The 14,084-nt window shown below is 42.7% G+C and carries 11 protein-coding genes; 3 read left to right on the top strand and 8 right to left on the bottom strand.

What is annotated here, in order from left to right; genetic code table 11:
• Positions 1-46 precede the first annotated feature (46 nt).
• From HMPREF0091_RS02990 to HMPREF0091_RS02975, 4 genes are all read right to left on the bottom strand, one after another.
• Positions 47-883, bottom strand: coding sequence for an energy-coupling factor ABC transporter ATP-binding protein (locus HMPREF0091_RS02990; RefSeq protein ID WP_006302782.1), 837 nt, complete (start codon positions 881-883; stop codon positions 47-49).
• Positions 880-1,734: an energy-coupling factor ABC transporter ATP-binding protein gene (locus HMPREF0091_RS02985; protein ID WP_006302781.1), complete on the bottom strand. Its 855-nt coding sequence runs from the start codon at positions 1,732-1,734 to the stop codon at positions 880-882. Before HMPREF0091_RS02985 ends, HMPREF0091_RS02990 begins: the two co-directional genes overlap by 4 nt.
• Positions 1,728-2,516: an energy-coupling factor transporter transmembrane component T family protein gene (locus tag HMPREF0091_RS02980; RefSeq protein ID WP_006302780.1), complete on the bottom strand. Its 789-nt coding sequence runs from the start codon at positions 2,514-2,516 to the stop codon at positions 1,728-1,730. The genes HMPREF0091_RS02985 and HMPREF0091_RS02980 overlap by 7 nt, the downstream gene beginning before the upstream one ends.
• A 71-nt stretch (positions 2,517-2,587) precedes the next feature.
• Positions 2,588-3,190: an ECF transporter S component gene (locus HMPREF0091_RS02975; protein ID WP_006302779.1), complete on the bottom strand. Its 603-nt coding sequence runs from the start codon at positions 3,188-3,190 to the stop codon at positions 2,588-2,590.
• 120 nt (positions 3,191-3,310) lie between these two features.
• On the opposite strand from HMPREF0091_RS02975, the gene HMPREF0091_RS02970 reads away from it, so the two are divergent.
• Positions 3,311-3,874 (top strand): Maf family protein, encoded by a 564-nt coding sequence (locus tag HMPREF0091_RS02970; RefSeq protein ID WP_006302778.1) that lies wholly within the window; start codon positions 3,311-3,313, stop codon positions 3,872-3,874.
• A gap of 80 nt (positions 3,875-3,954) precedes the next feature.
• Here the strand turns inward: HMPREF0091_RS02970 and HMPREF0091_RS02965 are convergent, their stop codons facing one another.
• The gene (locus HMPREF0091_RS02965) at positions 3,955-4,989 is read right to left on the bottom strand and encodes a glycosyltransferase family 2 protein (RefSeq protein WP_006302777.1); all 1,035 of its coding nucleotides are present in this window, start codon (positions 4,987-4,989) and stop codon (positions 3,955-3,957) included.
• Positions 4,990-5,104: 115 nt separating this feature from the next.
• Entirely contained in the window at positions 5,105-6,307 is a 1,203-nt protein-coding gene (glf, locus tag HMPREF0091_RS02960) for a UDP-galactopyranose mutase (RefSeq protein ID WP_006302776.1), read from the bottom strand.
• Between the two features lie 451 nt (positions 6,308-6,758).
• Here glf and pta point away from each other — a divergent pair, with 451 nt between their 5' ends.
• Positions 6,759-7,733 (top strand): phosphate acetyltransferase, encoded by a 975-nt coding sequence (gene pta, locus HMPREF0091_RS02955; RefSeq protein ID WP_006302774.1) that lies wholly within the window; start codon positions 6,759-6,761, stop codon positions 7,731-7,733.
• Between the two features lie 171 nt (positions 7,734-7,904).
• Here the strand turns inward: pta and rnhA are convergent, their stop codons facing one another.
• Complete coding sequence (gene rnhA / locus HMPREF0091_RS02950; RefSeq protein ID WP_010241741.1) at positions 7,905-8,423, bottom strand: ribonuclease HI; 519 nt, start codon at positions 8,421-8,423, stop codon at positions 7,905-7,907.
• Positions 8,424-8,465: 42 nt separating this feature from the next.
• Positions 8,466-11,558, bottom strand: coding sequence for a DNA polymerase I (gene polA, locus HMPREF0091_RS02945; RefSeq protein WP_006302772.1), 3,093 nt, complete (start codon positions 11,556-11,558; stop codon positions 8,466-8,468).
• 261 nt (positions 11,559-11,819) lie between these two features.
• Here polA and HMPREF0091_RS02940 point away from each other — a divergent pair, with 261 nt between their 5' ends.
• Positions 11,820-13,910: a glutamine synthetase III family protein gene (locus HMPREF0091_RS02940; protein ID WP_006302771.1), complete on the top strand. Its 2,091-nt coding sequence runs from the start codon at positions 11,820-11,822 to the stop codon at positions 13,908-13,910.
• The last annotated feature ends 174 nt before the right edge of the window (positions 13,911-14,084 follow it).

Here is a 14,084-nt window from a genome sequence, read left to right as displayed (position 1 = left end):
ACCCCCAAACGAACACACGTGCGTTTGGGGGTTTATTGACTTAAAATCAAAAGGTTGAGCGATAATGCGCTATAAATTCATCTGCAGTAAGCAGTGTTTTTGAATAACCAAGTGCTTCGCACAACTTAACAACAGGCGGCTGATCAAGGCTTGCCTGAGAAAGCACGTCTTTACGCGAGAAAACATCACGCGGCGAACCATCAAAAATGGGGTGACCATCGTCTATAACTACCACGCGATCAAACACCTGTGCAACAAAATTCATGTCGTGAAGAACCGCTATAACAGTTTTATTTTGCAAAACGAGCTGCTTAATAATTGATGCAAGAATCTTTTTACCATTACTATCCTGCGCAATTGTTGGCTCATCTAAAAGAACAACCGATGGATCCATGGCTAAAATAGAAGCCAAACACACAAGTTTTCGCGCACAAAGCCCTAAATCATACGGATTAACATCAGCTTTATCAGCAAGCCCTACAAGCTCTAAGCTTTTCCGCGCTTGCGTTTGTGCAGAAGCCTCAGAGATACCCAAACGCATAAGCCCAAACATAACTTCGCGCAAGACGCTTGATTCAAAGATTTGATCATCAGGATTTTGAAAGACAAAACCAATATCTCCTGCTAGTTGAGCAACGCTACGTTGTGAAATGTCTTTGCCTTTATAACAAACGCTTCCTGATTGGGGAACCAAAAGTCCGCGCAGCAACTTAAGAATAGTTGTTTTACCAGCGCCATTTTGACCAATAAGCGCACACGCACCTGGCACAAATGATAGGTGTAAATGCTTGCACACTTCTTGTTTTGCAACGTGTGAAAACGAAACATCACGCATTTCAAGCACGGGCTGTGCTTGCGCATTATCTGCTATATTTTGGTTCATTGCGTATTCCCCTTTTGATTGCGTTGCAGAAGCTGATATGCGCGCTCAAATGTTACGGGATACAAACCGTCCGATTCGCACAATGAAAGCTGCTTGCAAATCTGAGTGTAGACAGGTGCCTCTACACCATACTGGGAAAGATCGTCGCGCGAAAAAATTTTACGTGGAGAATCAAATGCAATAAGGTTACCCGCGTGAAAGAGCATAACACGATCGCTATACTGTGCAATTTTTTCTATGGCATGCTCAACCATAATAATGGTTTTACCTTGAGCTTTGAGCGCTTCAACCGCCTTAAATACTTCTTCGGAACCTTTTGGATCAAGCTGAGACGTTGGCTCGTCAAGCACAATGATGTTAGGCTGCATAACTAAAACGCCTGCCAAAGCCATGCGTTGCATTTGACCACCAGACAGATCATAAGGATACCGATTAGCAAGCGAGGAAATATCAAGCAAGTCCATCACATGTTCAACACGGTGCCGCATTTGTTCCAGAGGCACTCCCATGTTTTCTAATCCAAAGGCAATTTCCTCATAAACACTTAGTTTTGAGCCTGTAATTTGATTAAATGGATTTTGAAAAACCAAACCCACTTTTTTGCATAACACATCAATGGGCGTAGTTTGAACATCTAAGCCTTCAACTTCAACCGAACCAGCATAAGCACCATGATACAAATTAGGAACCAAACCTAAAAGTGCCTGAGAAAACGTGGATTTACCTGCGTCATTAGCACCAATAACGCCAATAAATTCACCACGATTAATCTCACAAGAAATGTCATTAAGTGCTGGCGTTTTTGTATAAGGATAGCGATATTTTAGATGTTGAATACGAATAGCTACCATACTACATACCCCATACTGTGTAAAAGCGCATATACAGCTGCCGCAACCAGCAAAAGAATGCATGTACCTAAACAAAACCTATCATATGCATGAGGCACAAATGGACTGATAAAGGTCTTTTTGTTTGGACACGAAAAACCGCGCACTTCTAACGCTATGGTGCGCTCGCCAGTACCCATAAAAGACGATATGATAATAGGTGTTAAGAGCGGAATAAACGCCTTAAATCTGGTGACGAGCGATCCTTGCGTTTGAAGGCCGCGACTGCGTTGTGCATCAATAATCGTAGATGTTCGCTCGGTCATCTGCGGAATTATCTGAAAGAGTGACACAAAAACGTATCCAAGTTTTGGTGACAGACCTGCTTTAACCAGCTCTTGCATCATGTCAGAAGGTTTAGTAGTAAGCGTAAGAACACAAAATGCGCAGGATATATTAAAAATATTCAGTACAATACCCAGTGCAAATTCAAATCCTTCTTTACGCGCAACCAAAGGACCAAGCGTAAACAACACGGTATAATCGCCCGATCGAAAAAAAGTTTGAACAATAAAAATGGTTAGAATTATAAAGCCGGTAACTTTGATAACAATTTTGGTTTTATTCAACACGTGCGATGTTGCAAGCAAAATAAGACTTGCAATAATAAAGAGCAGGTACATGGGCATACCTCCAACCAAAAAAGGTACGCCCAATGCGCACGCTACATACGCAAGCTTCGTCTTAGGACATAAGCTATTAAGAAACGAGTGTTTATCCTCAAATAGACTAATACTTTTCATAACGTCCTATTCCAAGCAAGGCGTAAAGCATAGACTACTGTGTAGACTACTTGACAAGAGATAACCTCATACTAATCATCAAATTGTTCGTCATGCACCTGATATAACGCGATAAGTCCTTTGGGCAAAACCTTATAAATTCCTACCGCTATAAACAACACAACAATTTTATCAGGAATATCAACCACAAGCTCATCTACAAATGAAGCAAAAAAGCCCTTTGAGCCCATTGCGGCAAAAACAGCATCTCCCCAAACATTACCAGTTGTTCCACCCCAATAAATCATATTAAGGGGCGTAGAAATAATAACGGCAATCATAGCAACAATAAGACTGGTAACAAGAATGTGTTGCCAGGTATCAAGGAATTTAAGATGTGCAGCAATACCTACGCTTACGCCAATAGCAGCTGCGGTAATACTATAAACCGTAGAAAATGGATCAATCGTTAAGCCGTAAATGATGTTTGTTAAAAATCCCGCAATGCCACCTACAATAGGTCCTGCAAGACATGCCGAAATACAAGTACCAAGCGTTCCTAACCAAAGCGGCAATTTTAAGACGCTCGCGAACAGTTTGGCAACATAATTAATGCCAATAGCTGCTGGAATAAGCACCAAACATGCTGTATTCAATTTGTAATTCCAAGGGTTTTTTGATTGGTGAGACGCCATAATATACTTCCTTTCACGAAGTAATCTACACAATCAAAAAATTATTATAGTCATCTCTTGTAAAAAAGTTTAGCGTAAAATAAAGCTGGAATTAACGTTATTTATCTTAATGAGGTTTGAATGATTTTAGCGTCCGCGTCACCACGTAGAAAAGAGCTCCTCAACCAAGTGGGAATATATCCAAAGATTATTCCTTCAAGTTGTGACGAGCATGCATACCCAAACGAACAGCCACTTGATTTGGTACAGCGTTTAGCACATATGAAGGCACATGCATGTCCTTGTACAGACACCTCAACATGTGTGCTTGCTGCTGATACCATTGTATGGACGCAAACGGGCAAGATATTAGGCAAGCCACATGACGATAACGATGCAGCTTATAAACTGCGTTTACTATCGGGCGGAATGCACAACGTATCAACTGCCGTATCTATTCTATACCATGGAAAAGAGACTGCATTTATATCAACAACACATGTTTGGTTTTATGCACTAAGCAACGAAGAAATAAACGCATACATCCAAACGGGCGAGCCACGCGACAAAGCAGGAGCTTATGGAATACAAGGATTAGGAGCCGCGTTTGTTGAACATATAGAAGGTGACTATTACACCGTGGTTGGGCTGCCTCTCGCGCGCGTTGTAAGGTGTTTACGACAACTTGGTGTCAAGCTTACTTAAAGCGCAAAATGCAGCTGTACAATGTGTATAACAGTTACGTATACCCACATATACAGCTGCGTTGATAACAAATATGTCCTTTAGTTAAACTTAACTAATTTTTGAGCAATACGATATATACCAAGCGTTACTTTTCCACCAGCAGACGTTGGAAGATTAGTAAATGTTCCAACCAAACCATGGCGCGCATGACGATACATACGCTCGTCAAACTCCTTAAACTCACGCCAGGTGCGCTGCAACTCTTCCATAGCGTCTGGATGATCTGAAATCCTTGAAAATACCGACAAAACAGCCATAACAATAGTCAGATGATCAAGCATATATGCACGAAGACGCTGACAAGAAATATCATCGTATAAGTGATACGCATGAATCATAACGTCGGCAACACGTTGTTGATGGTCAATCCGTGATGCCAATACTTTTTCGTTAACCGACTGATCATCGCGACCAATAAAATAGCGATACAAGTCAACGTCAAGATAGTACAGTGTTTTGCAACGTGGAAGTGGCACATATGCATAAATGTTATCAACGTAGAATGTGTGAGCAGGCATAGGTAAGCCGCCGTCTAGCAAAACATCGCGACGATAGCACAAAGAGTGCATAAGAAGGTACTGAGTAAGATTAAATCTTCCAATTTCATCCCACGAGAAAATACGATCTTTGGGTAAAACACCTGCATAATTTATAGTGTTAAAGGTGTCGTCTTCTACGTGTTCGTACACATAATTGCTGATAACCAAATCAACACGAATATTATTGGTGATAAATGAACGAAGTAAGTTTAAGAGCTTTTTCAATGCATCGGCGTCAAGCCAGTCGTCAGAATCCACTACTTTATAATACACACCATCTGCCTGCTCAAGCCCTTTAAGCACCGCCATGCCGTGGCCACCATTTTCTTGATGAACAGCCTTTACAAGATTGGGGTACTTTTTTTGCCAATCGCACGCAATTTCAAAGGTGTTATCTTTAGTAGATCCGTCGTCGACAACAATAACTTGAACGTCATCTGCATAATCAGAACCTTCAAGAATAGAAGAGATACAGTGATTCATATATTCGGCAGAGTTAAAACAAGGAATACCGAAACTTAATGTCTTTTGCATAGGATAACAGCTCTTTCTCTCTCACTAGCCTAGCATTTTATGGATCATACACTAATCATATGCCTTAACCACATACACAATAAATCATACACTAACTAACAGAAATCGTCACCGTTTACGAACGATGCTCAATCATTTTGTCAGAAAGCTCCAGTGCAGATGAAACAACGCCATCCATATCAAAATAACGATACTGAGCTAAACGCCCTACAACATGGAAGTTAATGATAGAGTCAACGCGAGAACGATAACGTTTATACAGTTCAATATTTTGAGGCTCGTTGATTACATAATAGGGTGTCTGACCTGACAATGGTTTGTATGCCTTGGGATACTCTTTAAGAATCGTTGTTTTACCTGCAAGTTTTTGACCAGTCATGTGCTTAAACTCGGTAATACGTGTAAAGTCTTCGCTCACGGTATAATTAACGGTTGTTGCAGGCTGGAATTCATCCATATCAAGCGTTTCAAACTTCATATCAACTGTTCTATATGGCAAAGGACCTAAATCCAAATTAAACAGCTCGTCTAAAGCACCGGTATAAATAACCTCACCTGCATAAGGCTTATCTTGAACATAAATTTCGTTATCGCAAACATGCATAAGATCTAAAGCATCAACATCTACAAACACATTGATCAGATCGTGATCGAGCATCTTCTCAAACAAAGGAGTATAGCCTTGAGCAGGCATACCTTGATGTGCCGCCAAAGGAAAGTAGCGATCATCATCACCAATAAATACCGGCACGCGTCCCATAACAGACGGATCAATTTGATCAGGAGTTTTGCCCCACTGCTTCATCGTATAATGCAGAAACACGTTTTCGTAGATGTAGTCTGCAACTTCGTGAAGATCCTCATCACCACGCTTACGCAGTTCCATAATGGGAACCTTTTTATCTTTTCCAAATGTTGCTACAAGCTTTTGATAAAGTTCCTCACCGCGCACATCACCAAATGCAACTTTAAGAGACGCGTGATTAAAAGGTACAGGCATAAATTTACCGTGCACGTTTGCAAGGACTTTGTGCTGGTACGCTGTCCATTCGGTAAAGCGTGACAAAAAGCTGTCCACACGCTCAGAATTGGTGTGATAAATATGCGGGCCGTATTTATGGATAAGAATACCCGCATTGTCCTTACAATCATATGCATTACCTGCAATATGATCTCTTCGCTCGATAACAGCTACACGCCAACCACAAGCTTCCGCAAAACGGCGGGCGCATACAGCTCCTGCAAAACCGGCTCCAACAATTAACACGTCATAGGAAGACGCATTAAAATTTTGAGGTAAGCCCGATTGTAAATTCATAAGCTAACATCCTTTCGATCTTACAGGCGCAGATATCGCGCGTGTAGTACATAATGCATGCAACCGATCTGCATGCGTAGCTAAAAAAGTAACAACCAAACATATTCGTCATATATACCTACGGCAGGTAACGCTTAGCGCGCAAACCAAACCGTCTAAAGAACGCGAAACAGCAATTTTCTTATTTGCTTATTTCATTTTAACATGGAGCTTTATAATGAGCATCACATAATGAATTTGTGTAATGTTTTACCATATTTTACGCATGTCATTATGTAGTGTTTATCCTTTGTGTATCACTTGAGGCACCTTGTGATTGCAGGTGTTGGGGCTCGTTGACTCAAAGCTGCTCACAAAAATCACAGGCTTACTTTATGCTGGTATACACACAGGAAAACAAGACTACACACCATATGAGCATAACATGCTTGAAGAATACTAAAGGAGCACCATGAGTTCGTTTTTACAAACTATTAAGCAAAGAGCACAGGCTCATAAAAAAACAATCGTATTGCCCGAAGGAGAAGATCCGCGTACTCAAGAGGCCGCACAGAAGATTGTTGCCGAAAATCTTGCAGATCTTATTGTTTTGGGAAATCCCGACGAAATTAAGCTCGACGGTGTCAGCGTTATTGATCCGCATAGCGCACCAAAGCACGAAGCATACGCGCAAGCATTTTATGAACTCAGAAAAAATAAAGGTATGACCATAGAAAACGCTCGTAAACAGATGGACGATCCAACCTACTTTGCCACTATGATGGTTAAGTGTAACGACGCGGATGGCCTCGTATCAGGTGCTTGTCATTCCACCGCAAATACCCTGCGTCCAGCTTTGCAAATTTTAAAAACCGCTCCTGGAACCAAACTTGTATCTGCATTCTTTATGATGTGTACTTCTTGTCCCGAATTTGGCGAAAATGGTGTTGTTTTGTTTGCAGACTCGGGTCTCAATATTGATCCTGATGCCGATCAACTTTCTGAAATTGCCCTTTCATCTGCAAAATCATGGAAAAGCTTTATGAACGACGACGCAAAAGTAGCAATGCTATGCTACTCAACCAAGGGCTCGGCTGGCGGAGACTGCGCTGCAAAAGTTATTGAAGCAACAAAACTGGCTCAAGAAAAAGAGCCAGATCTTCTAGTAGACGGTGAAATGCAGCTTGACGCAGCCCTTGTTCCAAGTGTTGCACAATCCAAGGCACCCAACTCAAAAGTTGCTGGTCAGGCAAATATTTTAATTTTCCCAGATTTAGCATCGGGTAATATTGGATACAAACTGGTACAGCGTTTTGCAAAAGCTGAAGCATATGGCCCGCTTCTCCAAGGAATTGCTGCTCCTGTTAACGATTTATCTCGCGGCTGCAGCGCCGACGATATCGTGGGCGTAGTTGCAATAACTGCTGTACAAGCGCAAATGATGTAACTTGTGTAGATCCACGTTTCTTAAAAACATACATTACATGAAACAGACGGGCAACCGCTACGGTTGCCCGTTTTAATTGTTTCAGCTCATAGATAAGCACACCATCAAGAGTTCAACTTGCCTTTTAAGCGAAAAATAAATTCACCTTTAAGCAGTGCTATCACATAAAAATTACGACAGAGCTTCAAAGCCTTCGTCAACCTGCAATAGCGATACATCGGCATCTGCTGCCGTAGTTGCCAGTTCGTCGCAGCGCTCATTAAGCTCGGTACCTGCATGTCCTTTAACCCACACAAAACTCATTTCATGAGGTTGCATAGCACGTAGAAGGCGTTTCCATAAATCAACGTTTTTTACAGGCTGCTTGTTAGCCGTTTTCCATCCGCGCTTTTGCCAACCATCTATCCAATGCTGCTGAAAGGCATGAATTACGTATTGCGAATCGCTGTGCAATTCAACCTTACAGGGATATTTAAGTTCTTCGAGTGCGATGATGGGAGCAAGAAGCTCCATGCGGTTATTGGTAGTTTGCCTATAACCACAAGAAAGTTCGCGTTTATGTTCGCGACCTGCGGAATCGTAAAATAGCATGACTGCACCATAGCCGCCAGGACCTGGATTCCCACGTGAAGAACCATCGGTCCAAATAATGACCTGCGGTTTTGTGGAATTGGTACGAGCTGCGTCCATAGCTTTTGCCTTTATGGAACTTGAGTTTTCCACGAATCTCCCCTATTTTGCATCTGCCCAGTTATCGGCATACGAAATTTCTGCAATAAGTGGAACACGTAAGGTAACAACGCCTTCCATTGCACGCTTAACAACACTACTGACACGTTCGAGCTCTTCGGGCACAACCTCAAAATCGAGTTCGTCGTGAATTTGCAAAATCAATTTTGACGCAAGGCCAAGCTGTGCAAACTGTTTTTCAACTTCTATCATAGCCAGTTTAATAATATCTGCAGCACTTCCCTGCATCGGATGATTCATTGCAGTACGCTCGGCAAACGAACGCAGCTGAAAATTACGTGAATCAATTTGAGCTATATGGCGTTTTCTACCGTACATCGTTGGAACGTATGAATGCTCGCGCGCAAACTGAACACTTTCATCCAAAAACTTTCTGACACCTGGATATGCTTCAAAATACCTATCAATCATTTCTTGCGCTTCTTTACGCGAAATCTTAAGCGATGTTGCCAAGCCAAATGCCTGCTGACCGTACACAATACCAAAATTTACCGCCTTAGCACGGCTACGCAACGCTGGCGTTACCTCATCGGGCGACACATGAAAAATACGCGCAGCAGTAGCTGCATGAAAATCTGCACCCGTTTGAAATGCATGAATTAAGTGCTCGTCCTGGGACAAGTGCGCCAACAAACGCAATTCAATTTGCGAGTAATCGCATGCTAAAAACAGATGATTTCGAGGAAGGACAAACGCTTTACGCACACGATGACCCAATGAAGATCGCGTTGGAATGTTTTGAAGATTAGGATCGGAACTTGAAAGCCTACCAGTTGCAGCAATTGTCTGATTAAACGTTGAATGGATACGCCCGTCACTGCGAATATCATGTACCAAAGCATCCAAATAGGTGTTCTTAATCTTCATGCGCTCGCGGTAATCAAGGATGAGTTGAACGCGCTCATCGGCCATACTTAAGCTTGCAAGCGTTTGAGCATTGGTTGAATAATATCCGCGTCTGGTTTTTTTAAGCCCTTTAGTTGGAAGACCCCACACGTCAAATAATACATGACTGAGCTGCATGGGAGAATCAATGTTAAAGTCTTGCTGCGCTAAACGTCGAAGCTCCAAAGACATTGCATTCAGCTCATGCGAAAGGGCACGTGATTGCTCGGCAAGCAAGTGCTTATCGCAATAAATACCGTTACGCTCCATATGAAGCAAAACTGGAATGAGTGGCAATTCAAGCTCGTAGAATAAATCGTCAGAGCCATCCGTATGAAGCAGCTCGCGCAATACAGGGTACAAAGCACGCACCGCAATTGCTTCGAGCGCATATTCATTAGGTTCGTCTGTATCGTCTGTGGTATCGGGATACACAAATGTTGGAAGATACGCACTGCATAGAGTTTGCCAGGAATAATCGTTAGCATCGGAATTTAGCAAGTATGCAGCCAAACCCACATCAAACAACGCGGCAGTTGAAATATCTGAAAGCTCCAAAGAAGCAGGCTCGCTACTCACGGGCGGATAGAGAACATGAAGAAGCGCTTTACAGTTAAGAGCTATAACGTGACCTGACTTCACAAGTGTTTTCAAAACGCTTGATACATCTGTACCGCTAAACTGTGCAAGCGTAGTTCCATCAGTAACCCATAAGGTGTGTGTATCTAAAAGCGTATCAAAACTAGGCTGTACGTTTTCCTGAGCACTCTTCATAGAGGCAGGCTCATAAGCGCAGGCAACCCATATACCACATGAGACAACGCGCTTGATAAATGCGTGTGCTTGCGTTTGCACACATGCAGGAAAAAGAGCAGAATAATCAGGTGCATACGTATTAACTTCAGATTGCGTTTGTTCCTCTTCTGAAGCGTGCACTGTTTGCGCGCGATCTACCAGACTATCCAAGGGCGTAGCTTGTGTTGAATGCGCCTGCACAGACGACGTGAGCGAATCTGCGGACATAGTCGTGTGCTGCGCGCTCGCAGGTAACACTGCAGAATTGCGTTTGGCAGCCGTTGCTGCGTCATGAATAATACCTTTTATATCCGCACCGTTCAACGATGGCAAAAACCTCAAAAGCTTGGGAACAAGATTGGTAAATCCAAGCGCGCAAAATGCACGTGCAACTTCTGCTGGATCAAAGGTTGGAAACGCGGCAGCACACAAATCAACTGTTATAGGGGCGTCGCGGCGAATGGTAGCAACGCGCTTGGAAAGACGCGCATCATCGATATGGTTACGAAGATTTTCGCCCATTTTACCGCTAACTTGATCGGCATGAGCAATAACGCCTTCAAGCGAGCCGTATTCGACAATCAACGCAGCTGCACGCTTAGGACCAATGCCGGGAACTCCAGGTATATTATCTGATGTATCGCCTTTAAGGCCGTAAAAATCTGGAACCAAATTTGGCGTTATGCCGTGATAGAGATCATCTACATCCTCTGGCGTCATAATACGAACGTCAGATACGCCTTTTTTAGTAGACACCACACTTACGTGCTCTGTTGCAAGCTGATATATATCACGATCACCAGTAAACAAAAGCATCGAGTAACCCTGAAGTTCACCTTGATGGGCAAGCGTGCCTAGAATATCGTCGCCTTCCCAACCCTGAAGTTCAACTACAGGTATTTGAAGCGCACGCAGTAATTCTTTTACCATAGGAAATTGCTCGTGCAAAGACGGATCCATAGGCGGACGTTGCGCTTTATATTGAGGCAACATGTCAATGCGAACCTGTGGTTTTCCTTTATCAAACGCGCAGATTATGCCATCGGGCGAAAACGAGCGGACAAGCTTAATGAGCATGTTAAAAAAACCAAGTAAGGCATTAGTTGATCGACCATCGGGGGCACTCATAGGCTGCATAATTGCGTGAAAAGCACGATGCATAAGGGAATTACCATCTATAACAGCAATCGTTTTGGTATAACGCGAGGGTAAGCCTTCTCTAGGTTTCGACGCAGGCGTATGCGCAGACGTGGGCGCACATGATGTTTTATTATGGTCGTCAAACGCCTGAGAAAGATCTTGCATAACCGTATTTTCGGCAGGTTGAGTGCCATTTTTTTCAGAAGAATTAGAATTTAAATCAGCGTTTGAATTAGCATGTAATACGTTACTCATAGATACTCCTTATAACTTTATGTATCTATTGTACGTGACTCAAGCGTGCAGTTTATATTTCATTTCTATAAACATAATAAATCGAAAGGACAGCTCATTTTCATGAATGTGTAAAATAAAATTCTCATGCAATATAACCAAAAACATGTTTCACAATAGTTGTGTTGCCAGCGCCTTGTGTATATCAACGTATACACAGGTAAAACATAGAGGCTAACGCATGGTATACCTAGAAAAACACAAAGTTTAGAAAGGTGAACGATGGCAAAAGATAAAGTGTCGCAAGAATACGGAAGCTTAGTATTTACCGATGCAGACATGCAGGATAGGCTCCCCAAGCCAACCTATAAAGCACTTCGTCGCGTAATTGATGAAGGTAAACCCATTGATCTTGATATTGCAAATGATATTGCTCACGCTATGAAAGAGTGGGCTCTTGAAAAGGGTGCGACGCACTTTACACACTGGTTTCAACCACTTACTGGTATAACATCTGAAAAGCACGACAGCTTTTTAACGCCTAAAGGCGATACCACTATTTTGATGGCATTTTCGGGTAAAGAGCTGGTTCAAGGCGAAACCGACGGCTCGTCTTTTCCGTCAGGTGGGCTTCGTGCAACCTTTGAAGCACGCGGATATACCGTATGGGATCCCATGAGTCCTGCTTTTATTAAAGACGAGGTACTTTGCATACCAACTGCTTTCATCTCGTATACAGGTGAAGCATTGGATAAGAAAACACCTTTGCTTCGTTCAGAAGTTGTTGTAGAACAACAAGCAAAACGCGTTCTTAAGCTTTTTGGCAGAACTCCAAAACGTGTTGTTACTAATTGCGGGCCAGAACAAGAATATTTCTTGGTGAGCGAACAAGATTACAAAGCTCGTCCCGATTTAATTCTTACTGGTAGAACGCTTTTTGGCTGTGAGCCAGCTAAAGGCCAAGAGTTGGAAGAGCACTACTTTGGTGCAATTCGCCCCAGTGTTAATGCGTTTATGAAGCAAGTTGATGATGAGCTTTGGAAACTTGGCATTCCTATGCGCACCAAACATAACGAGGTTGCACCATGTCAGCATGAAATGGCTCCCATTTATGAGCAAGGTTCATTAGCAATTGATAACAACCTGCTCACTATGGAAAAACTTAAGCTCATGGCAACTCATCATGGTCTTGCCTGCCTTGAGCACGAAAAACCATTCGATTATGTGAATGGCTCTGGTAAACATGACAACTGGTCACTTGCCGCGGATGGCGAAAACCTCCTTGAGCCCGGCGATGAACCCGATGAAAATCTTCAATTTTTGGTATTTCTTACCTGCTTAATTGCAGCAGTAGACGAACATGCCGATCTTTTGCGTGCATCTGTTGCTTCTTGTGGTAACGACCACCGTTTAGGTGGCCACGAAGCTCCACCTGCCATTGTATCGGTCTTTTTAGGAGATGAGCTCTCCCCAATTGTTCAAGCTCTTATCCGTGGCAAACACGTAAGCGCTCATGGCGGTGAGGAAGTAGACTTAGGAGTTCCGGCTCTTCCTAACTTGCTTCGCGATAACACAGACCGTAACCGTACCAGCCCCTTTGCCTTTACGGGTAATAAATTTGAATTCCGTATGTGTGGCTCGCAACAAAACCTTTCTGATTCAAATGTAGTTCTTAATACGGCTGTTGCCGAGCAATGCTCAAAATTTGCTGACGACCTTGAACATGTAAGCTCTGACAAATTTGTTGAGTCGGCCATGGCATGGGTTACAAAAACTCTTAAAGCACACGAAAGAATTCTCTTTGAAGGTAACGGTTATTCGAGCGATTGGGAACAAGAAGCTAAGCGTCGTGGACTTCCCAATAACAAAACTACGCCTGATGCTCTGCCGTGTATGATAGAACCCAAGAATTTAGAATTCTTTGAGAAATTTAATGTTTTAACAGCAAAAGAGCAGCGCGCTCGCTATGTTGCGCAAGCAGAACAGTATGCAAAGCTTATGAATATCGAGGTAAACACCATGGTTTATATGGTTAAAACCATGTATCTGCCTGCGCTGTATTCATATTCTGGCAAGCTTGCACAAGGAGTTGAAACAAAGGAGCACATCGGCATTACCGACGTTGCAACTAAACAAACGGTACAAGTTCTTACCGATGGTATCGCCAGCATTGACGCGGCATGTAAAGATCTCGAAGCGGCAAATAAACGTGCTCATGCCATTACAGACCCCAAGGCGCACGATGACGCATATCGTGACGAAATCATTCCGCGCATGAAGACGCTCAGAGCTGCCGTTGACAGCATGGAATGCATCTGCGATAGCAGCATATGGCCTGTTCCAAGCTATAACTCCATGTTATTCTACGTATAAAATAGCAATTTATAACAAATGAGCTCTCTATGTATTTGATGCTTGTAACCAAACACATGTACATGGGGAGCTTTTTCATAGTGTTTATTCCCATAACATGTACATCTTGTATGCATATGCCATCGTGATTATGTGATATAAACGTTATTCTCAAACTGTTGATATATACATACC

Origin of the sequence: Fannyhessea vaginae DSM 15829, assembly GCF_000159235.2 — a bacterium.
GTDB lineage: Bacteria > Actinomycetota > Coriobacteriia > Coriobacteriales > Atopobiaceae > Fannyhessea > Fannyhessea vaginae.
This window is presented reverse-complemented; position numbering and strand designations above follow the sequence as displayed.